Here is a 19,522-nt window from a genome sequence, read left to right as displayed (position 1 = left end):
GCTCCCGGAACTCGCAGTCTCCCGACCGAGCGGTCTACGTCCCGAACCGATACACGTCGACCTGGATTCGCCCGTGTTCGGGGCACCTGACCCGCGTCCTGTAGGCCTCTGCGGCCACCGTCAGTTCGGTCCCGCAGAGCGGACAGTGCGTCGCGAACGCCGTCTCTCCCATCCTGGTTCCGTCTCGTGTCGACGGTACTTCACGTTTTCCACGCGGTCCGCGGCGTCGGACGCGACGGCGACGGGTCGCCGGCCCGCTCCGAGTCTCAGACGTGAGAGGCGGCGCCGAGGGGTTAAGTACGGCGACGGTTCCGTTTCCGTCGATGAACACGACCGACGGGCCCGCGTTGGCCGAACGGGACCCCACGCTCGCGGAACTGCCCGAGTTTCGACTCCGATACCTCCTCGACGACGGGGACAGTCCGACCTCGGTGACCATCTACTCGCCGGAGTCGCTCGAGACCACCTGGATGACCGCCGACGCCGGGACGGCGATCAGTCTCGACGACGTCCGATAGCGTCGTCCGGTTCCCGCTCGCCGCGCCCACGGGACGAAGTACCGACAGTTTAAACGGCCCGCCGTCGTGTCGCCGACCATGTATCCACGATCGACCCCGTTCAGCGAGGGCCGTCTCCCTCGCTGTGGTTCGAGGTGACGCGACCGCTGCTCGAGGCGGTCGTCGTCCCCGTCGCGACGCCGGAGGACGCCCGGACGACCGCCCGCGCGCTCGGGCCGTACCTGCCGGACGTCGGGACGGTCGTCGTCGTACACGTGATCGAGAAGGCCGGCGGCGCCCCCGACAAGGCGGGCGTCGAACAGCGGGAGGAGGTCGGCGACGAGTCGATCGCGGCCTTCGAGGACGCGGTCGGCGCGGGCGGGCCGGCGGTCGAGGGCCGACTGGCGTTCGACACGGACGTCGTCGACGGGATCCTCGGCGCGGCAGCGGACGCTGACGCCACGGCCATCGCCTTCTCGCCGCGCGAGGGCGGCCGACTCGTCCGCTACCTCTCGGGGGACGTCTCGCTCCGCCTCGTCACCGAGTCGGAGGTTCCGGTGGTCAGCCTGCCACGGGGGGACGTCGACGCGTGACGTCCCTCGCGCGCGCGGAGTGCTCCGACCGTGAGGCCGGAGGTGGCCCCCCGTGAGCGATCAGGAACTGGCGAAGGACCTCGGCCCGTTCGCCGCGCTCACCATCGGCGTCGGGACGATGATCGGCGCCGGCATCTTCGTGCTCCCGGGGGAGGCGATCACCCGGGCGGGCTCGTTCGCCATCGGCTCGTTCGTGCTCGGGGGCGTCATCGCGCTGCTCACCGCCTTCTCGGCGTCGGAACTCGGGACCGCGATGCCGCGCTCCGGCGGGGCGTACTTCTACGTCAACCGCGCGCTGGGGCCGCTTTTCGGCTCGATCGCCGGGTGGGCCAACTGGATGGGGCTCGCGTTCGCCAGCGCGTTCTACATGGTCGGCTTCGGCCAGTACGTCGTCGCCATCACCGGCGGCGAACTCACCCTCGGCCCGGTGGCCGGCCTGACCGTGGGCGTCCCCGTCGGGACGACGGGCGTCGCGCTGGCCGCCGCCACGCTGTTCGTGCTCGTCAACTACGTCGGCGCCAAGGAGACCGGACGGCTCCAGAACGTCATCGTCGGCGTGCTCGTGCTCATCCTCGCGGCGTTCACGGTCGCCGGGTCGCTCCGGGCCGACCTCTCGAACGTCCCGGCCGGAACCGGCGTGTCGCCGATGCTGACGACGACCGGGCTGATCTTCGTCTCGTACCTCGGCTTCGTCCAGATCACGAGCGTCGCCGAGGAGATCAAGGACCCGGACAGGAACCTCCCCCGGGCGGTCATCGGGAGCGTCCTCATCGTGACGCTCATCTACGCGCTCGTGCTGTTCGTGATGAGTGCGGCCGTCGAACAGGGGTACATCGCTGGGCTCGGCGGCGGCGACATCGCCGTCGTGGAGGTCGCACGGCTCGTCCTCGGCCCCCTCGGCGCCGTGGCGATGCTGGTCGGGGGGCTGCTCGCGACCGCGTCCTCGGCGAACGCCTCCATCCTTGCCTCCTCGCGCATCAACTTCGCGATGGGTCGCGACCGCATCGTCACCCCCGAACTGAACGAGGTCCACCCGCGGTTCGGCACGCCGTACCGGGCCATCGCCGTCACGGGCGGGTTCATCCTCCTCTTCATCGCCGTCGCGGACGTGAACACCCTCTCCACGCTGGGGAGCATCCTCCACCTGATCATCTACGGGCTGCTCAACCTGGCGCTCCTGGTGATGCGGGAGGCCGACGTGGCCGACTACGACCCCTCCTACCGCGTCCCGCTCTACCCGGCCACGCCGATCCTCGGCGCCGTCCTCTCGTTCGGGCTCATCGCCTTCATCGAGCCGACGGTGATCCTCGTCGGCGCCGGGTTCGTCGCGTTCGCCGTGCTCTGGTATCTCGCGTACGCCCGGTCCCGGACGACTGCGCGGGGCGAACTGACGGAGTACGTGCTCTCGCGAGCCGACGAGATGCCGGAGCCGGCGGTGTCGGCCGTGACCGCCGCCCAGCCGGACGGCGGGGAGTTCCGGGTGATGGTCCCGCTCGCGAACCCCGAGACCGAGCGGGACCTCGTCAGGCTCGGGGCGGCGGTCGCGAGCCGCCGGGGCGGCGTCCTCGAGGCGGTCCACATCGTCTCGGTGCCCGACCAGACGTCGCTGTCGTACGCGGCCGACCACGTCGACTCCTTCGACGACTACGCCGGCGAACTGCTCGAACGGGCCCGCATCGACGCCGAGGGGATGGGCGTGCAGGTCGAGACGAGCACCGTCATCTCCCACCGGGCGTTCGAGGAGGTGTTCGACGCCGCCCGGACGAAGGACGCCGACCTCGTGGTGATGGGGTGGGGGCCGGACAGCCACGGCTCGCCGGGACGCGTCGAGGGGGCGCTCGACGACCTGACCGAGCGGCTCCCGTGCGACTTCCTCGTGTTGCGCGACCGCGGGTTCGACCCCTCGCGCGTGCTCGTCCCGACCGCGGGCGGCCCCGACTCGGACCTCGCCGCCGAGACGGCACGACACCTTCGCGACGCGTTCGGTTCGGAGGTGACCCTGCTCCACGTCGCGGACGACCGGGCCGAGGGCGAGTCGTTCCTCGAGACCTGGGCGGCCGAACGGGGGCTCGAGGACGCGGACCGCGTCGTCGAGACGGGGGACGTCGAGGAGGCGATCCGGCGCACGGCGGCCGACTGCTCGCTCATGGTCATCGGCGCGACCAGGGAGGGGCTCATCCGACGCCTCGTCGGCGGCGCCATCCCGATGACGGTCGTCGACGACGTCGACTGCTCGGTCCTGCTCGCCGAGCGTCCCCGCCACGGCTCGCTCCGGGAACGGCTCCTCGGTCGGTGACGGGCCACGAGTCGCTTCGCTCGGCCACGACACATAAGAATCATAACGTGTGGTGAACTCCGCTTCACCGAGGGATTAAGTCCCGGGAATCCACTCGTTCGGGTGGCGACAGGTCCGGCGGGCACGTGTGCCTCTGACATGTCATCCCCCCAGCCCCCGGGCCTCGCCGTCCGTTTTGTCCCCGGAACCGGTAAGTCACGCGCCGCGGAACTGTCGAGCATGCCCGGCGACCTGACGGGTGTGGAGGCGGCGCTGCGGAGCAACGCGATAAGCGTCGAGTCCGTCTCCCGCGGCGACGTCCTCGACGTGACGTACCTGACCGCCTTCCCCGGCGCGTCGGTGAACCACGGCGAGATGGGTCGCGTCTGCAACACCCTCATCGACCTGGCGGACGACGGCGCCTGGGACCCCGTCCCCGTGGAGGCGACCGTGATCAGGGCGCCCGGGGACGTGCAGGGGTACTGGCGGCTCGACCCCGAGTGGATCGAGGCGCTCTCGGCGTACCGCATCTCGGAGGAGGAGTTCTCCGCGCGCGTGCTCGACACGCTGGAGGAGCCATGACCCGCGACCACGCCGGAGGGGGCGGCTCCGGACGCCGCGCCGGGGGCGCCGGAACCCGACGAGGCGCCGGACGCGGGGGGTCCCCCTCGCGGGAGGCGTACGCGACCCGCCGGGTCACCTTCCGATCCGACGGCGACGCCTGCGCCGGTACCCTCTACCTGCCGGCCAGTGCCGACGACGCGCCGGTCGTCGTCATGGCGCACGGCTTCGCCGCCGAGGCGAGCTTCGGGCTCGAACGCTACGCCGAACGGTTCGCGGAGGCGGGCTACGCCGCCCTCACCTTCGACTACCGCGGCTTCGACGGCTCGGAGGGCGAGGCCGTCGTCCTGCCCGGCCGACAGCTCGACGACTGGCACGCCGCCCTCGACCGGGTCGACGACCTGGACGAGGTGGGCGGGAGCCGGGCCCTGTGGGGGACGTCGCTCTCGGGCGGTCACGTCATCCGGGTGGCCGCCGAGCGACGCGACGTGGACGCCGTGCTCGCGCAGGCGCCGTTCGTCGACGGCCGGACGCTCCTGCGGACGAAGTCGAAGCGGTACCTCCTGCGCGCGGCCGGCGCGGGGCTCCGCGACCGGGTCGGCTCGCTCGTCGGCCGGCCCCACCACGTGAAGGTGTTCGGCGCGCCGGACGAGTTCGCCGCGCTGAACGAACCCGGCGCGAAGGAGGGGTACCTCCGGCTCGTCCCGCGCGAGTCGCGCTGGCGGAACCGGACGCCCGCGCGGACCCTCCTCGCGCTCCCGCGGTACCGCCCCGTCGAGTCGGCCGAGGACGTGCGCGCGCCCACGCTCGTCGTCGCCGGCACCGCGGACGCGGTCGTCCCGTTCTCCGCCGTCGCGGGCCTGGTCGAGGCGCTCCCGGACCCGACGCTCGTCGCGAAGCGGATGGGTCACTTCGACGTCCACGGGGACGCGTTCCCGGAACTCGTCGACCACCAGCTCGCGTTCCTGCGCGCGACGCTGTGACGGCGTCGTCGTCCCACCGCTCTCGTGGACCCGCCGGTCGCCGTCGCCCGACCACGCGTCAGCCCCGTCGTTCCACCACGCGCCCCCGACCCGCCGAACTCGCCGCCGGAGCTACCTTTTCAACCTCGCGGCCTGACGGGGAGGTATGAGCACGAGCGAGGTGGTCGAACTCGAGGGCCACATCATCGACTCCGGGCTGATGGAACGGGCATTCACCGTCGTGATGGACATGGGCGGGGAGTTCGAGGTCGAGGAGTTCGACGTCGGAAAGCACAGCGACGAGGCGTCCTACTGCAGGCTCCGGGTGTTCGCCCCCGACGAGGCGACGCTCCACCCCATCCTCCACGAACTCCACCAGTCCGGCGCGACGCTGGCGGCGGCGACCGACGCGACGCTCGAACCCGCACCGGGCGACCGGGTCGTCCCGGACGGCTTCTACTCGACGACGAACCACCCGACGGACGTCCGCGTCGACGGCGAGTGGGTGCCCGTCGGGGGGATCGAGATGGACTGTGCCATCGTGGTCTCCGAGGCGGAGGACGGGTCGGTGCGGGCGCGGACGAAGGTGTTGAACGCCATCGAGGCGGGCGACCGGGTCGTGACGGGCGACGCCGGAATCCGGGTCAAGCCCCCCGAGCGTCCGCGTGGCTCGTCGGGACCGTTCGGGTTCATGCGCGGGGGCGTGTCGGCCGAGCGGCCGTCCGAGTCGCTCATCCGCCGGATCGCGGAGTCGGTCGCCGAGACGAAGGCCGAGGGCGGGGACGTGCTCGTCGTCGCCGGCCCGGCGGTCATCCACTCCGGCGCGGGGCCGGCGCTGGCGCACCTGGTCCGCGAGGGGTACGTCGACGCCGTCTCCGCCGGCAACGGCTTCGCGGTCCACGACATGGAGCGGTCGATGTACGGCACGTCGCTGGGGATGGACGTGGAGACGATGGAGCACCCGCGGAAGGGCCACAAGCACCACATCTACACCATCAGCCAGGTGGCCCGCGCGGGCGGCATCGAGGCGGCGGTCGAGGAGGGGCTCGTCGGGGAGGGCGTGATGTACGAGTGCGTGACCAACGACCGGGAGTTCGTGCTCGCGGGGTCGATCCGCGACGACGGCCCCCTGCCCGACACCATCACGGACGCGGTGGAGGCCCAGGACGCCATCCGGAAGCAGGCCCACGAGGCCGACCTGGTGCTGATGCTCTCCTCGCTGCTCCACTCGGTCGCGGTGGGGAACTGCCTCCCCTCGACGACGAAGGTCGTCTGCGTGGACATCAACCCCGCGACGGTGACCCAGCTCCTCGACCGGGGCTCCGCGCAGGCGGTCGGGATGGTCACCGACGTGGGGATGTTCGTGCCCGCGCTCGCGGCCGAACTGCTGGAGTAGCGACGTCTCGCCGCTCGGCTCGATCACCGATGTGGCGGCGCGCGCGACGCGAGCGAGTCGGCTAGGGAGGCGAGCGGACGGCAGTTTTCGATCGGAAGGGATCCCATCGGCCACGCTGACGCTCGCAACGGTGAGGCTCCGTCGAACCCTCGACCGACGACGGGTTCGACACCGATCGTCGCTACGTACAGGTGAAGCCCGAATCGATTGGTTGGGTTGGGATTGATTGGGAATTCTTACTGTACACATAATAACGATACTCCCATCCGTCTTCGGCATTGACTCAGCCGTATGACCCCCAACTTCGCGCAATTTGAGGGAGTGCAACGCCAATATGATTGGTCGACTGTCTCACCGAGTGTGGCCATCATCGAAACCATGGCCGTCTTCGAAAACGGCGAACCGAGGAAGGCAGCAGACGTACTCGAGACTCCCCTTAGCGAGCACGTCGGTACTGACGCGCTTGACGCTCTCGTCGGGAACGACGCCCTCACCGCCATCTCGCTCACGATCTCTGACTACCATGTCCTGATCAGCGAGAACACAGTCGGTATCGAACCTGCCGAGTCCGCCTCCCACGCAACTTGAAAACCAGTTCGCAGGCCTGTTTAGCGGTGGATTCAATCACTCGTCGTTGAAGATGTCTAGTAGCAGGATTGGCTGTGGATAGGCCAATTCAGACGGACGGTTACCGCGACTAGGTGATTCTCGGAAGTGGCCCCGTGCGGCTGACTGATGGAAGGCTATGTACAGGGAAAGCACTCATCGGCGCACTCCAATGCGAACCTATTATCCAAGCGTCACGATCTCCCGGCGCTCTTATTTCTGCTCATTGTTACCGCCGGCTGTAATGGCTTGGGCGAAACACGAGACGTGGAATCGACCGTCGCGTCCGGAATGCGAGGAACCCCGACAGCGACCGACGTTCTCACTGTAGCACTGACATCCAACGCTCCGCTGCCACTTGGCGTCACGCCGGGGACCGAAGACTCGCTTGAGTTTCTATTCAGGGTTCTCACATCCGAGCCTGATCGAATATTCGAATTTTTGTCCGGGTTCAGTACTTGTTGCAACGATCGTGTACTCGCCATCTTCAGGGAGTTCTGTCGCGATGAGCGCGTTCTTTCTCAGGCCGCTATCATCATCTGCAGCAACGACACCTTGGCTCGGATCAAGTAAAATCAGGTATGGATTGCGGGATTCGCCCGTACGGCCTCCTGAATAGTCAATATCCATCGAGATCGTCACGATGTCGTGTTGTTTCCCCGAAAACGAATAAACGTCGTAGAAATGATCAGCGTACGGGAATCCGGTTGAGTCCTGTCCACTGCCGCTATCGTCCCCGAGGTGGCACTCGATCATCCCTCCACACTCGATGCTCGATTCAGGTACGAGCTCGGACGTCTCACCCTGATATCCTCCGTAGTTGAACATCAAGGCTTGGTCGAATTCTTGATCTTTGTCTTGTGACGCACCGATGAGAGCCGTGGCCTCGCTGAGTGCAACCGTTGCGCCGAATTCCTCAAATCGCTCGTACTGTTCGGACATTGGAGTCAGTTTCCCGGATTGAGTCCAGTCTCCATCTTCACGAGCGAACACGTACGCTGACCCAGGAAGACTTTTAGGTCCGGCGGTGCCCCCATTCTCGACGGTGAATAGGTCTCCAGGTGCCCCGACGAGGGCGCTGTTTCCATCTATGGAAACTGCCTGCCCAAACCAGCTACTTGGGTGAGGATCGTTCGGCCGTAGTTTCGTTTCCGAATCCCAACTGCCGCCGGAGCGGTTGAAGACGTACACTGCCCCCCGAAACCCATTGTCCTCGATCGCCCCAATTAGGGCGGTGTCCTCGTTCACCGCCACGGCGTTCCCGAACTTGTAGGAGGATTTTCCATCGGGATGCAGTGTCGTTGTACGCTCCCATTGTCCATTCTGGCGACTGAAGACATACGCATCACCCGATACGTTATCATACACTCCGATGACAATCGTATTCTCGCTGATTGCAACCGACCGTCCCATCACGTGCTCCTCTTCCACGTCGTTGGGACCCAGTTTCGCCTCTCGACTCCACTGACCTCCTTGACGACTGAACACATATACTGCTCCCAGCTCTCCTGCATAGCCTCTTGCTTCGATAACAGCAGTGTTCCCACTGACCGCAACGGATTGTCCGAATCGGCCGCCTGCCCGGACATCATCGGGAACGAGCTTTGTCTCCCGGGTCCACTCGCCATTCCGTCGACGGTATACGTACACGCTCCCCGAAAACGTAGGAGTATCGTACGGAGCTCCGATAACCGCCGTGTCCCCACTCAGCGAAGCAGCCACACCGAAAGCGACGTCCCGTGTGACGATATCCGGGCGAACGTTCGTGTCTCGATTCCATTCGCCATCCCGTCGATCGAAGAAGATTCCTTCGGACCCAGCGAGAACAGCGTTGTCACCACTCACTGCAACCGATTCGACGTCATGGCGAGTGAAATCCGGAAGCAGGGTTGCAACTTGCCGCCATGGATAGGAACCAGGGTTTGTAAGCTGTAGAGGGGACTCACTCCGTAGTGCACGAGATCCACCGCCTCCGACAAGCGAGTGTAACCCGAGCCCTCCGAATCCCGCGGTCGACGCCAACGTATCCCGCCTTGATAACGAGACCTTCTCGTTCGAATCCATTGGTTCGGTAGCATCCGTGTGGTTCTCGGTCGATGCGTCATCGTCTTGCCCCAGCTCTGTGGTGGAGTCGGGCTCCGAGTTATTCTGGTTCATGTTGTCGGTGTTGATAGGGTGAACTCGTGACCGCCGTGCGGGCCGCACCGACCACAACACGATGTGAACGAGTCGGCTGAAGCCGGAGATTTACGAGCCGTCTTCTCTAAAACTCCCATTGCTTTTTATTATCACATCCATAAATGAGTTTCAAACAACCATTTCGCCTGAACTCCCTTACTTCGGGAATTATTGAACGAACTCCAGAGTTGGGAAGTAGAAAGATGCACGCCCCGACATGCCGTCGAAGAGGGGTTGGCCGTCCGTCTCCGAGAGTCGTTCCGGTGGTGACTTCGACGCGGGTCCCGACTGTCGGTCCTGAGAACTCGAACCCTCTTCACGAACTGACGGAACAGGCTTACTTTGCAGCCATCACCGCTAGGTAAGCAGACCTGCTTGGCGGCTGGTTCGTGCACCGCTGTCTGGAATCCACTCCCCGTGCCAACATCGTTCGAACGCTCAGTACAGGTAATAGAGGTATCTCTTGTGTAGTTGTAGGTGATTTGGCGCAGAAGACATTTATTGAGTTGCAGAGATGGTTGAGAAAATGACTGTGAGCAGGCGGAAACTTCTGGCTGGTGGGGTAACTGGAGCGGCTGGAATCGGTACCATTGGTCTCTTCAGTAGCAATCTGTTGTATCGGAGTAATCTGCAGGTGGCGAATTTGCAGTCGCAGTCGGTGCAGATTGACCTTTCCCTCTCGGATCTCGGCAAGAGTACAACCGTCCTTAATCACTCAGCTACGCTCGCGTCCGGAGAGGAGTTACGACGAGAAGGTTTGTTAGCGAACGATACGAGATATCGTCTCTACGTGGATACCAACCAGGATTCGGTCACCCGGCCATTTGAGACGTGTTGTCGAGGGTACGCCGTCAGGGTCCTCATCGAGCAGGGCGAGATACAAGTCCTGCCACACCACTACGACTAATTGGTGCTCAACGTCAGTGACTTCGCAGATTCTTCTCAGTGTCCGTCACGCGAACGGAAGGTCGGAAAGGAACTCTCGGGTGACGACGCCCGACGGTCTTCTATTCGTCCGCGGGTGGCGCGCTCTCCGGCGAGGGGGTGGATCTCGGTGGGTCGGGCCTCCGCTGCTCGTCGGCGAATTCGACGTTGACGATCTCGACCTCACACCGCCGTTCCGCATGCTCGTTGAAGTACTCCTGTGCCCGCTCGAACTCCTCGACGAGGTCGTCCTCCCTGCAGGTCTGACAGACACAGTAGTACATCTCAGTCCCCACCCCCGGAATCGGTGACCTCGACGACGCCGTCACCGTGTGCCTCGACTACGTACTGCTGGTACTGGAACGTGACACGAATCGTCTCGTCGCCGTTGGAAAGTAACTGGACGAGCCCGTCAGCATCCACGACCTCGTCGAGTGGCGTCGACAGTTCGGTGGTGGCGACGTTGGCAGCCTCCGAGATCGCGGACACGATTCGATGTATGATAACATCCTCCCGAGCGACAGGTTGCGTTTCTCTCGGTGGCTCCATCGACCGCCCGCAAGTTTGCAGACGGTAAAAGAATTGTCCAATTATCTGGCTCGACGACCTTTACAATATATAAGGGGTTGAATATTCGAAGCTTACCCGGTATAACGTAACCTCGGAGGGGACTCGCTATTCGTTCGAGACCATGTTCTCGCCGAAATGGTTGAAGGGGCGCGAGTGAGTTTCCCGCAGGATGCTCTCCCGCTCGATCGTGAGGCCCAGCGCGTCCAACTGGGACGTTACTTCGTTGAGTTCCTCCGACTTGTTCGTCACGACCTGGACGCGGATGTTCTCGCGGGCACTCAACATCTCCTCGACGTCGACGACGTGGGACAGTTGTAGCACCTCCCCGGCAAGCGCTGACCGCTCCCGGACGGGAGCGGTGCAGACGAGTTTGACGCGCAGTGGAAAGCCGGCCGCTTCGTAGTCGATCAACGGGACGTATCCCTTGATGACGCCCCGCTCCTCCAGCTTCTCGATCCGATTCCGGATGGTCGTATCGGAGACGGGCAGGAGCTCCTCCATGTCGACCGGCGACGTGTTGCGGGCATCCTCCTGGAGCAGATGGAGGATGCCGAAATCGAGTTCGTCGAGGGCGTCCGTGGACATGGGTCGAGTACCGTCACCCGTGTCCAAGGGAGTTTCGACAAGACGCGAGCGGGCGTGCCGATTCGGGCAGTGGAATCGAACGGTAGCTCGCTCGGTGATCTCGGGTTGGCGCTGGAGGGGATTTCGAGGATGCCGTGGCGGTAGAACCCATCCCGACGTGAGGGAAGGAATCCGCCGAGCACGACCGCGACCGACCGCCACTTCCCGTCACGAACTCACGCCGACTCCCGCGGAACGACGCGCATCGGCAGGTTCGAGCGCAACAGCACGTCCTGGGCGACGCTGCCGAACACCACCTTCGCGGTCGGGTTCCGCTTCCGGATGCCGACGACGAGTTCGTCGGCGTCCACCTTCCCGGCGTGCGCGAGCACGTCCTCGGCGGGGTCGTTCCCCCGCACGTACTGGTGGACCTCGACGGGGACCACGTCCGCCAGACGCTGCTCGACCGCCTCCAGGGCGTCCTCGCCCTCGCGCATCTCGTCGGCGTCCGTCCTGTCGCCGCCCCGCTTCGAGTTCACCGCGTGGACCTCGTCGCCCTCCTGCAGGCGGACGCGCAGGTAGCCACAGAGGAGCTCGCTCGTGTGGACCGAGTCGGTCGCGAGTACGAACAGCATGCCACGAAGTGGGTCCGCCCGGCCGATAACGATACCGCCGACTCCGCCCGGCCGACGACGCTACCACCGGACTCCGTCGCGCCGTGTCATCGCACAAAGCATTTACCGCGGGTTCGAGAAGCCGCGAGCATGTCACGCGAGAGACTGCTGGCGGCCGGCGCCGCCGGCGTGCTCGCGATCGCCCTCCTCGCCGCCCTCGTCGGGCCCGGCGTCCTCGCGTCCCCCGCCGAGGACGACCCGGTCCGGCCCGGCCGCGTGAGCGTGGAGGAGGTCGCGGTCGCGCCCGGCGAGATCTCCGGCGCTACCGCCGAACTCCGACTGCACGGCCGCGTCGACCACGGGGGTAACCCGACCGAGAACGTCACGGTCCGCTACCGAGCCTACGACGCCGAGTCCGGGCTGTTGACCGACGAGCGGACCGTCGACGTGGGGACGATGGAGGGCGACGGGTCGGTGCCGGTGAACGCCACCCTCCGGGTCGACCGCGAGGGCGGCTACGAACTGGAGACGGTCGTCTTCCGCGACGGCGAGCGCGTCGACCGCAGCTCGACGGAGGTGCGGGGGGTGAACGCGCTCGCGCCGGCGTACGCCGAGACGGACGTCCGCTTCACGGTGAGCGACGTGGTTCCCCCGCTGGCCGTGTCGGTCGACTCCGTCGAGGACGACCGGACGACCCTGCGCGTGGCGGCCTCGCTCACGAACGGCGGCGACGGGGAGAGCGGCGACCTCCGGGTCGAGCTCGTCCTCCGGCAGGCCGACTCGAACCTCGTCGCCGACCGGGCGAGCGTCGACGCCGGCGCCATCAGGCCCGGTCGGACCGCGAACGCCGAGACGACGCTCACCGTCCCCTCGGAGTACAACTACTACGTCGACGCCGCGCTGTACAGGGACGGCGTGCTCGTCGACTCGGCCCGCTCGGTGGCCAACCTCGACCCCCGGGAGACCATCTCCGCGAACGAGACCGAGCGCGAGGTGGAGTTCGAGGTCGGCGACTTCACGGACGACGGGGCCGAACGAGGCGGGAGCGAGGACGGGGCGAGACGGGAGACGGACGTCGACACGCCCGGGTTCACGGCCGCGCTGGCGGTCGTCGCGCTGCTCGCGAGCGCGCTGCTCACACGGAGGAGATCCGAATGACTGACACGCCAACTCACGATTCGACGGACCAGCACGAGGAACGGACCGCGACCGGCGGCGCGACCGCCGGGCACGACGCCCCGGGCGAGAGCGCCGGTCGCGACCTGACGGGGCTGTTGAACCGCGCCGCGCTCGTCGCGCTGGTGCTGCTCGCGGTGGTCGCCGGCCTGCGATTCTACCTCGCGGCCTCCTCGACCATCGACCAGTGGATCGTCCACGAGTACCGCTCGCTGTTCCACGCGGCGTTCAACCTCGTCCTGCTGCTGCTCTCGGGCTACGGCATCGCCGTGCAGGTGCGCCGGATCAGGTGAGGCCGGGTTTCCGTTCGGGAACGGCTCCGGCGACGGGCCGGACTACTCGGCCCGGAGTCGGACGCGGATCCCGTCCGGGTCGGCTACCTCGACGCCGTCGTCGAGTTCCGTGACCGCCACGTCGGCGTCCGCCAGCCCGCGGCGGAGCGACGAGAGCGCCGCCTCGTCCGGCAGAACGATCTCGAACCACGCCAGTCCGCGGCCGTCGGCAGGTTGCGACCGGCCGTTCCACGTGTTCGCGCCGATGTGGTGGTGGTAGTCCCCCGCCGCGAGAAACAGCACGCTCCCCGACTCGAACTGGACGTCGAACCCCAGCGTGTCGACGTAGAACGCCCGCGTCGCGTCGATCGAGGACACCTCCAGGTGGACGTGTCCGACCGTCGTTCCGGGGGGCGCCTCCGGGGCCCCGTCCGATCCCGCGGCGACGGCCTCCGGATCGAGCGGCAGCGTGTCCATCCGCACCGTCCCGTCGTCCGCACGCGGCCACTCCTCCCGAGGTTTGTCCCAGTACACCTCCACGCCGTTCCCCTCGGGGTCGGCGAGGTAGAGGGCCTCGCTCACGAGGTGGTCGGAGGCGCCGTCGAGGGTCCACCGGTCCCGGATCCGGTCGAGCGCCCCGCCCAGCGCACCCCTCGAGGGGAGCCTGAACGCGTTGTGGAACAGTCCCGTCCCGTCGCGGGAACGGAGGGGCGCTTCCTCGTCCCCCTCGAGCACCAGCAGCGGCGTCCCGCCGGCGCCGAGCGTCGCCGTCGCCTCGCCCTTCGACTGGACCGTCAGGCCGACGACGTCTCGGTAGAAGGCGGTCGTCGCCCCGAGGTCGGCGACGCGGAGCGCCGTGCGGCCGATGCGTGCGGCGTCCGGGACGGCGGCCGTCCGCGTCATCGGAACCCCGCCGGCCGTCCACGTCGGGCGAGGTCCCGTGGGGTCGGGGCCGTCCGGCGGTCGTGGTGGGCGTCGCTCATTGACGAGTCAGTATCGGACGTTGGCGGGTGACCCTGATATAGCTTCGCGGACGTGGGGTTCACCGGGTGGCGCCGACGTCACCGGGACGTGGCGGGACGGTCGATGATCCGCACGGCCCCCGCCGAGACGTTCGTCCGCTCCCCGTCCCGCCTCGCCCCCCGGGGGCACCTCCCGGCTTTATCTCGGGGCGGCGCGAACTACGGGCATGGCAGTGCTGGTCGCGTGCGACGACTCCGACCCCGGTCGGAGGGCGGCGGAGTACGCGTTCCACGGGCACGCCGACGAGCCGATCACGCTCCTGCACGTCGTCAACCCGGAGCGGTACACCGGTGCCTTCGAGACCGGTCCCCTCGTCGACTGGGACGAGGTCATCGCGAGGGGTGAGCGACGGGCCGAGGAACTGTTCGAGGAACTGCTGGAGCACCCCGACGCCGAGGGCATCGACGTCACGACGGACACGATCGTCGGCCACCCGGCCCGGGGCATCGTCGACTACGCGGAGGAGCACGGGTTCGACCACGTCGTACTCGGAAGCCACGGGCGGACCGGCGTGTCGCGCGTGCTGCTCGGGAGCGTCGCCGAGCAGGTGGTCCGCCGCGCACCCGGCACGGTCACGGTCGTCCGGTGAGATCGGTCGGAACGGTCGCTGCCGTTCGCCGGCCCCGACCCGGCTCAGGCGACGACGAACCAGGCGAGAAACACCGCGAGCCCGCCGACCGCGGTGCTGGCGACGGCGTGGACGCGCAGTCGATCGAGCACCGCGTGGGCGTCGCCCTCGTGGGCGAGCGACTCGTGGACCTCGCTCCCGAGTTCGCACTCAGGGAGGAAGTCCATCGCCACGTGGAGGAACACGCCGGTCGCGAAGCCGAAGACGACGCCCCGGACCGGTGCTGAGGCCGGGAGCGCGAGGAAGGAGGAGGCCGCCGCCGCGACTCCGACGCCGGCCGCCGGGAGGAGGATGGCGCGCCAGTTCCCGCCCCGGCGGGCGTAGCGGCTCACCGCCGCGTAGCCGGCGGGTCCCTTGTGGGAGACGATGGCGAGCCCCAGCAACGGCCCCAGGTCGGGCATGTTGCCGTAGATGATGCCGATTATCGCCCCCGCCGCGACGGCGTGGGCGGTCAGTGCCGCGAGCGTCCGGTCGAGCGGCAGGTTCAGGTGCGCGAGGCGGTGGCCGAGCGTGTGGGCGCCGAAGCCGGAGAGCAGGCCGAGCGCGACGCCGAATCCCCCGTAGGTCGCATGCTGGCCGATCGCCTGCGGGAGCAGGAAGACGGCGGCGCTCGTCACCATCGCGCCGCTGGCGAGTCCGTAGCCCCACACGAGCGCGCCCGCGTTCTCGCGGGGCGCACGGGCGCCGAGCCAGCCGGCGAGCGCCATCCCCAGGAACGCCACCCAGGCGATCCCGAACAGCTTCTCGCGTCCGGCTCCCCACGCGAGCCCGGAGGCGACGACGAGCAGGGCGGTGCTCGCCCCGCCCAGGAGCGTCGCCCCTCCCCGTCCCTCGCCCACCGACCACCCGACGGTCCCGTCCGACATATTACTAAATCTATTTCGACCGTTAATAATGCCTCCGGTTCAGGGGGAGACGTCCCTGGAGACCCAGCCGCTCGCGCCGTTCGGGAAGGCGTCCGCCTCCTCGGCGGGCTGGACGGTCCCGTCCGCCTCGACGGCCCGGACGACGACCTCGTGGGGGTCGTCGGCCCGGTACTCGTGGCGCCACATCCGCCAGGCGTCCGCCGCCTCGCCCGCTTCCGGGTCCTCCCCCTCGGGGTCGGCGTCGGCCGAAGTCGAACCCGGAAGCGGCTCGGACAACTCCGCCTCCGTCCACGCGTCCCCGCCGTCGGTGGACACCTCCACGGCGGCGACCCCGCGGGTGCCCGCGTAGGCGTGGCCGCCGACGGTCACGCGTCCGTCCGCCGTCTCGACGCCGTGCAGTTTCGCGACCGTGTTGACCGGCCCGGTCCCGTTCCAACCGCGCTCCTCCCAGTAGCCCCGGCGCTCCTCGCGGATCACCTCTATCTCGGTGAGCCACTTGACGTTGATCTCGCCCCAGTGGCCCGGGACGAGCACCCTCACCGGGTGGCCGTGGGCCGTGGGGAGCGGCCGGCCGTTCATCCGGTAGGCGAGCAACGCCGACTCGAGCGCCTCGAGCGGGAACTCCTGGTAGTAGCCGTCGGCCGCCCGGAGGAACACGCAGCACGGTTCGTCCTCGGGGACGCCGACCTCCGCCAGGACGTTCGCCATCGGGACGCCGGTCCACAGCGCCGTGTCCATCTTGGTGCCGTTCAGCCGCTCGCCCACGCATCGGAGCGTGACGAACCGGTGCTCGGCGGGGCGCCCGGCGAGGTCGGCGAGGTCGTACCGGCGCTCCGTCTCCACTGCCCCGCCGACGCGGAGCCCCCACGAGTCCGCGTCGACCTCCGGGTCGGACGGGTTGATGTCCACCCGGTAGAACTCCTCCGAGACGAGCGGTTCGACGTCGGCGACGGCGAGCGAACGCTCCGCCGCGGTCCCGAGGAGTCGCCGGACGAGCGGGTCCTCGACCGGACCGTCGGGGACGTCGTCGCCGCCACCCGGCCCACCGGCCCGTCCGACACCGAGGGCTGCCGCCACCCCGACCGCGATTGCGGCCCCGCCGGCCGACCGAAGGAGGTCGCGGCGGGCGACGTCGACGCCCTCGGTCGTCCCCGGGCCGCCGAGCCCGGCCACGGCGGCGCCCACCGCGCCTCCCGCCAGCGCTGGGACGGGCGCGACGGCGAGCGCGAACGCGGCGACCGCCTGCACGGCCCCCACCGCGAACGCGGTCTCCGCCGGTTCGCGGTCGAGCGCCCGTCCGCCCGACAGCGTCCCCAGCGCGAGCGCGCCGAACAGGAGGACCCCGGCCAGCGCGGCACCCGCGACGAGCAGCGGCTGTGCGGCGTCTCCGAGCCGCTGGATGCCGAACGCGACCAGCGCGTCCGGCGCGAGGAAGAAGGCCGTCCGGGCGAGCGCGAGGACCACCCACCGGTCCGTGAACCCCGCGGCGAGGAACGACCCGGCGAGGACGCCCGTCCCGGAGGCGAGCGCGACGAGCGTCAGCGACACCGTCGGCTTGCGCATCGGTCCGTGTAGGTGCCCGGTCGGTAAAGCAGTGGCGCGGACGCGGCAGGCCGAACACTCATGTCCGGACGGGACGAAGCGGGGGTGATGGATGACGCGGGCGAGGACGGATCGGTACGAACGCGCCCCTGCCCGCTGTGTGGCGTCTCGATGGAGCACCGCCACTGCAAGTACGTCTGTCCACGGCACGGGGTCGTGATGGACTGTTCGGACACGTTCTTCCACTGATCGGACGCCGCCGGCGCCGGATCGACGCGTTCCGGCCGCCACCAACTGTTATGGTCGGTGCCGCCGACGTATCTAGCCACTCGATGCGCGGAGGGCACCGCCGCGACCGGGCGAGGCGTCGCCGGGTCGGGCCATGAACGACGCGGATCCGATCGCGCGGAGCAAACGGATCCAGCGGCGGACCGGCAGGACGTTCCACTTCGCCACGCGGGTGCTCCCCGAGCGGGTCCGCCACCCGACGTACGTGATGTACGCCTTCTTCCGGCTCGCGGACGAGGTGGTCGACGACCCCGACCCCGGACCGCCGGCCGAACAGCGGGCCGAACTGAGCCGACTCCGCGCCGCGGCGCTCGGTCACGTCGAGACCGCCGACCCGGTGCTCTCGGCGTTCGCGGACGTCCGCGATGAGTTCGGCATCGCCGACGGGGACGTGAGGGCGTTCCTCGATGCGATGGCCTCGGACGTCGAGACCCGCCGGTACGAGACGTACGGCGACCTGAGCGCGTACATGGACGGCTCCGCCGGCGCGGTCGGTCGGATGATGACCGCGGTCATGGAGCCGGAGGACCCGGACGCCGCGATACCTCACGCCACCGCGCTGGGGGAGGCGTTCCAGCTCACGAACTTCGTCCGCGACGTGGGCGAGGACGTCGTCGAACGCGACAGGGTGTACCTCCCGGCGGAGACGCTCGCCGAGCACGGCGCCACCGTCGCACAGGTCCGTCGGCTCGAGTTCGACGGCTCCGTCGCCGCGGCGATCAGACACGAGCTCCTGCGGGCGGAATCGCTGTACAGGGACGGCGTCGCCGGGATCGAACTCCTGCCGTCCGACTGCCGGTTCGCCGTCCTGTTCGCGGCGGTGCTGTACGCCGACCACCACCGACTCGTCCGCTCGCTGGGGTACGACACGCTGACGAGGACGCCCTCGCTGGGGACCGCCCGGAAGGCGTTCCTGCTCGCGAGGACGTCCCTCGCGTGGGTGCGGACGCGGGACCCGGAGGCCGCCTTCCGACGGGCGAGCGCGGTGCAGTACGACGGGACGGCCGACGTCCACGGCGGGTCGCGCGAGCGGCTGTCGGTCCCCTGAGCGCCGACCGCGTCCCCGCGCGGTCGGCCTCCGGGGCGTCCACCGTCACGGCCACAGCAGCGACGCGTCGAACCGACCCGACCACGCGAGGCCGGCACCGATGGCGGTCGCGACGAGGACGGGAGCCAGGTTGCCGAACCAGGCGTTCACGGCTCCCCAGAGCAGGACGAAGCTCACCACGTCGTCGAGCGCGAACTCGCAGTCGGCCAGCCGCTCGCGCAGGGCCGCCCGGTCGAGGATCCGGTCGAGCGTCGCGGTCGCGACGCTCGTGGAGAGCACCCAGCCCGCGAAGTTGGAGGCCGGGACGCCGTAGAAGCCGCCCCCGGGAGGGACGGCCTCGTACACCCAGAACCCCAGTCCGACGGCGCCGGGATCGAGCACCACGTCCATCGCCAGCACGAGCGCGACGACGGCGCCGAGTCGGACCGCCGGCCGTTCGGCGAGGCGGCCGAGCAGCAGCAGGCACAGCAGGTACGCGTTCGCGACGAGTGGCAGGAAGAACACCGGGAGCCCGACCGGGACGCCCGCGAGGGTCGGGCCGAGGTCGACGCCGTAGTGGAACGGCCCGTACGGCCACCCGGTCCGGACGCCGACGTACTCGACGGCGTACGCGTACAGCGACAGCAGGCCGGACCCGGCCAGCACCCGTCGACCCGTCACTGGCGCGATTCCGACGAGGAGCGGCGAGCGCATCACGAGCGTCCCCAGCAGGATGAGCGCCCCGTTGAACGCCAGCGGCGGGGGGAGCAGCCCCTCCGCGCTCGCGAGCAGCAGGACGGCGCCGTTCAGCGGGAAGAACACCGAGATGGTGAACCGGTTCCCGCGGACGAGCGCGTCGAGGCGCGCCTCGGCCTCCCGTCGGCCGTCGGGCAACCGCTCGCGGAGCGACGCGGTGACGGCGCTCATCGGGAGCCTCCGGCCCGTCCGACGGGTCGGCCT

At 68.5% G+C, this 19,522-nt stretch carries 22 protein-coding genes; 12 read left to right on the top strand and 10 right to left on the bottom strand.

Annotated elements, in window-relative coordinates; genetic code table 11:
* Window positions 1-34: 34 nt before the first annotated feature.
* Window positions 35-172, bottom strand: a complete 138-nt coding sequence (locus HUG12_RS16900) for a hypothetical protein (RefSeq protein ID WP_179269902.1) — start codon at window positions 170-172, stop codon at window positions 35-37.
* A gap of 151 nt (window positions 173-323) precedes the next feature.
* Between HUG12_RS16900 and HUG12_RS16895 the strand changes: the two genes are divergently transcribed.
* From HUG12_RS16895 to HUG12_RS16865, 7 genes are all read left to right on the top strand, one after another.
* Window positions 324-518 carry a hypothetical protein gene (locus HUG12_RS16895; RefSeq protein WP_179266822.1) on the top strand — a complete coding sequence of 65 codons (195 nt, stop codon included), beginning with the start codon at window positions 324-326 and terminating at the stop codon, window positions 516-518.
* Between the two features lie 134 nt (window positions 519-652).
* Entirely contained in the window at window positions 653-1,090 is a 438-nt protein-coding gene (locus tag HUG12_RS16890) for a universal stress protein (RefSeq protein ID WP_179269901.1), read from the top strand.
* 52 nt (window positions 1,091-1,142) lie between these two features.
* A complete protein-coding gene (locus tag HUG12_RS16885) occupies window positions 1,143-3,386 on the top strand; it encodes an amino acid permease (RefSeq protein ID WP_179269900.1) in 2,244 nt (747 codons plus the stop codon).
* 219 nt (window positions 3,387-3,605) lie between these two features.
* Window positions 3,606-3,947, top strand: coding sequence for a hypothetical protein (locus tag HUG12_RS16880; RefSeq protein ID WP_179269899.1), 342 nt, complete (start codon window positions 3,606-3,608; stop codon window positions 3,945-3,947).
* Window positions 3,944-4,909, top strand: a complete 966-nt coding sequence (locus tag HUG12_RS16875) for an alpha/beta hydrolase (protein ID WP_179269898.1) — start codon at window positions 3,944-3,946, stop codon at window positions 4,907-4,909. The genes HUG12_RS16880 and HUG12_RS16875 overlap by 4 nt, the downstream gene beginning before the upstream one ends.
* A 145-nt stretch (window positions 4,910-5,054) precedes the next feature.
* Window positions 5,055-6,284: an ornithine cyclodeaminase gene (locus HUG12_RS16870; protein WP_179269897.1), complete on the top strand. Its 1,230-nt coding sequence runs from the start codon at window positions 5,055-5,057 to the stop codon at window positions 6,282-6,284.
* Window positions 6,285-6,644: 360 nt separating this feature from the next.
* Entirely contained in the window at window positions 6,645-6,872 is a 228-nt protein-coding gene (locus HUG12_RS16865; RefSeq protein ID WP_179269896.1) for a HalOD1 output domain-containing protein, read from the top strand.
* Window positions 6,873-7,286: 414 nt separating this feature from the next.
* Here HUG12_RS16865 and HUG12_RS16860 read toward each other — a convergent pair whose 3' ends face one another.
* The 5 genes from HUG12_RS16860 to HUG12_RS16840 form a co-directional block, all read right to left on the bottom strand.
* Window positions 7,287-8,735 carry a hypothetical protein gene (locus tag HUG12_RS16860; protein WP_179269895.1) on the bottom strand — a complete coding sequence of 483 codons (1,449 nt, stop codon included), beginning with the start codon at window positions 8,733-8,735 and terminating at the stop codon, window positions 7,287-7,289.
* A 1,340-nt stretch (window positions 8,736-10,075) separates the two neighbouring features.
* Window positions 10,076-10,276, bottom strand: coding sequence for a hypothetical protein (locus HUG12_RS16855; RefSeq protein WP_179269894.1), 201 nt, complete (start codon window positions 10,274-10,276; stop codon window positions 10,076-10,078).
* 1 nt (window position 10,277) lies between these two features.
* A complete protein-coding gene (locus tag HUG12_RS16850) occupies window positions 10,278-10,541 on the bottom strand; it encodes a HalOD1 output domain-containing protein (RefSeq protein WP_218836341.1) in 264 nt (87 codons plus the stop codon).
* 126 nt (window positions 10,542-10,667) lie between these two features.
* The gene (locus HUG12_RS16845) at window positions 10,668-11,147 is read right to left on the bottom strand and encodes an Lrp/AsnC family transcriptional regulator (RefSeq protein WP_179269892.1); all 480 of its coding nucleotides are present in this window, start codon (window positions 11,145-11,147) and stop codon (window positions 10,668-10,670) included.
* 215 nt (window positions 11,148-11,362) lie between these two features.
* On the bottom strand, window positions 11,363-11,761 hold the full coding sequence (locus HUG12_RS16840) for a universal stress protein (protein ID WP_179269891.1): 399 nt from the start codon (window positions 11,759-11,761) through the stop codon (window positions 11,363-11,365).
* 129 nt (window positions 11,762-11,890) lie between these two features.
* Between HUG12_RS16840 and HUG12_RS16835 the strand changes: the two genes are divergently transcribed.
* Both HUG12_RS16835 and HUG12_RS16830 read left to right on the top strand, forming a co-directional pair.
* Entirely contained in the window at window positions 11,891-12,898 is a 1,008-nt protein-coding gene (locus tag HUG12_RS16835; RefSeq protein ID WP_179269890.1) for a DUF7490 domain-containing protein, read from the top strand.
* Window positions 12,895-13,209 carry a hypothetical protein gene (locus tag HUG12_RS16830; protein ID WP_179269889.1) on the top strand — a complete coding sequence of 105 codons (315 nt, stop codon included), beginning with the start codon at window positions 12,895-12,897 and terminating at the stop codon, window positions 13,207-13,209. The genes HUG12_RS16835 and HUG12_RS16830 overlap by 4 nt, the downstream gene beginning before the upstream one ends.
* A gap of 42 nt (window positions 13,210-13,251) precedes the next feature.
* On the opposite strand, the gene HUG12_RS16825 is transcribed toward HUG12_RS16830, so the two are convergent.
* Window positions 13,252-14,091, bottom strand: a complete 840-nt coding sequence (locus tag HUG12_RS16825; RefSeq protein ID WP_179269888.1) for a VOC family protein — start codon at window positions 14,089-14,091, stop codon at window positions 13,252-13,254.
* 286 nt (window positions 14,092-14,377) lie between these two features.
* Here HUG12_RS16825 and HUG12_RS16820 point away from each other — a divergent pair, with 286 nt between their 5' ends.
* Entirely contained in the window at window positions 14,378-14,800 is a 423-nt protein-coding gene (locus HUG12_RS16820; protein WP_179269887.1) for a universal stress protein, read from the top strand.
* A 44-nt stretch (window positions 14,801-14,844) separates the two neighbouring features.
* Here HUG12_RS16820 and HUG12_RS16815 read toward each other — a convergent pair whose 3' ends face one another.
* Entirely contained in the window at window positions 14,845-15,705 is an 861-nt protein-coding gene (locus tag HUG12_RS16815) for a ZIP family metal transporter (RefSeq protein ID WP_246308075.1), read from the bottom strand.
* 39 nt (window positions 15,706-15,744) lie between these two features.
* Window positions 15,745-17,268, bottom strand: coding sequence for a molybdopterin-dependent oxidoreductase (locus HUG12_RS16810; protein ID WP_179269886.1), 1,524 nt, complete (start codon window positions 17,266-17,268; stop codon window positions 15,745-15,747).
* Between the two features lie 87 nt (window positions 17,269-17,355).
* On the opposite strand from HUG12_RS16810, the gene HUG12_RS16805 reads away from it, so the two are divergent.
* A complete protein-coding gene (locus HUG12_RS16805) occupies window positions 17,356-17,496 on the top strand; it encodes an HVO_2523 family zinc finger protein (RefSeq protein ID WP_179269885.1) in 141 nt (46 codons plus the stop codon).
* 133 nt (window positions 17,497-17,629) lie between these two features.
* On the top strand, window positions 17,630-18,583 hold the full coding sequence (locus HUG12_RS16800) for a phytoene/squalene synthase family protein (protein WP_179269884.1): 954 nt from the start codon (window positions 17,630-17,632) through the stop codon (window positions 18,581-18,583).
* Between the two features lie 45 nt (window positions 18,584-18,628).
* Here HUG12_RS16800 and cruF read toward each other — a convergent pair whose 3' ends face one another.
* The gene (gene cruF / locus HUG12_RS16795; RefSeq protein WP_179269883.1) at window positions 18,629-19,489 is read right to left on the bottom strand and encodes a bisanhydrobacterioruberin hydratase; all 861 of its coding nucleotides are present in this window, start codon (window positions 19,487-19,489) and stop codon (window positions 18,629-18,631) included.
* Window positions 19,490-19,522: the final 33 nt, after the last annotated feature.

The organism is Halorarum salinum (genome assembly GCF_013402875.1).
GTDB classification, from domain to species: Archaea; Halobacteriota; Halobacteria; order Halobacteriales; family Haloferacaceae; genus Halorarum; species Halorarum salinum.
This window is presented reverse-complemented; position numbering and strand designations above follow the sequence as displayed.

Coding starts and splice junctions, on each gene's coding strand:
- HUG12_RS16900 (WP_179269902.1), bottom strand. CDS start 172: ATGGGAGAGACGGCGTTCGCGACGCACTGTCCGCTCTGCGGGACCGAA.
- HUG12_RS16895 (WP_179266822.1), top strand. CDS start 324: ATGAACACGACCGACGGGCCCGCGTTGGCCGAACGGGACCCCACGCTC.
- HUG12_RS16880 (WP_179269899.1), top strand. CDS start 3,606: ATGCCCGGCGACCTGACGGGTGTGGAGGCGGCGCTGCGGAGCAACGCG.
- HUG12_RS16875 (WP_179269898.1), top strand. CDS start 3,944: ATGACCCGCGACCACGCCGGAGGGGGCGGCTCCGGACGCCGCGCCGGG.
- HUG12_RS16870 (WP_179269897.1), top strand. CDS start 5,055: ATGAGCACGAGCGAGGTGGTCGAACTCGAGGGCCACATCATCGACTCC.
- HUG12_RS16855 (WP_179269894.1), bottom strand. CDS start 10,276: ATGTACTACTGTGTCTGTCAGACCTGCAGGGAGGACGACCTCGTCGAG.
- HUG12_RS16850 (WP_218836341.1), bottom strand. CDS start 10,541: ATGGAGCCACCGAGAGAAACGCAACCTGTCGCTCGGGAGGATGTTATC.
- HUG12_RS16845 (WP_179269892.1), bottom strand. CDS start 11,147: ATGTCCACGGACGCCCTCGACGAACTCGATTTCGGCATCCTCCATCTG.
- HUG12_RS16840 (WP_179269891.1), bottom strand. CDS start 11,761: ATGCTGTTCGTACTCGCGACCGACTCGGTCCACACGAGCGAGCTCCTC.
- HUG12_RS16835 (WP_179269890.1), top strand. CDS start 11,891: ATGTCACGCGAGAGACTGCTGGCGGCCGGCGCCGCCGGCGTGCTCGCG.
- HUG12_RS16830 (WP_179269889.1), top strand. CDS start 12,895: ATGACTGACACGCCAACTCACGATTCGACGGACCAGCACGAGGAACGG.
- HUG12_RS16825 (WP_179269888.1), bottom strand. CDS start 14,091: ATGACGCGGACGGCCGCCGTCCCGGACGCCGCACGCATCGGCCGCACG.
- HUG12_RS16820 (WP_179269887.1), top strand. CDS start 14,378: ATGGCAGTGCTGGTCGCGTGCGACGACTCCGACCCCGGTCGGAGGGCG.
- HUG12_RS16815 (WP_246308075.1), bottom strand. CDS start 15,705: ATGTCGGACGGGACCGTCGGGTGGTCGGTGGGCGAGGGACGGGGAGGG.
- HUG12_RS16810 (WP_179269886.1), bottom strand. CDS start 17,268: ATGCGCAAGCCGACGGTGTCGCTGACGCTCGTCGCGCTCGCCTCCGGG.
- HUG12_RS16805 (WP_179269885.1), top strand. CDS start 17,356: ATGGATGACGCGGGCGAGGACGGATCGGTACGAACGCGCCCCTGCCCG.
- HUG12_RS16800 (WP_179269884.1), top strand. CDS start 17,630: ATGAACGACGCGGATCCGATCGCGCGGAGCAAACGGATCCAGCGGCGG.
- cruF (WP_179269883.1), bottom strand. CDS start 19,489: ATGAGCGCCGTCACCGCGTCGCTCCGCGAGCGGTTGCCCGACGGCCGA.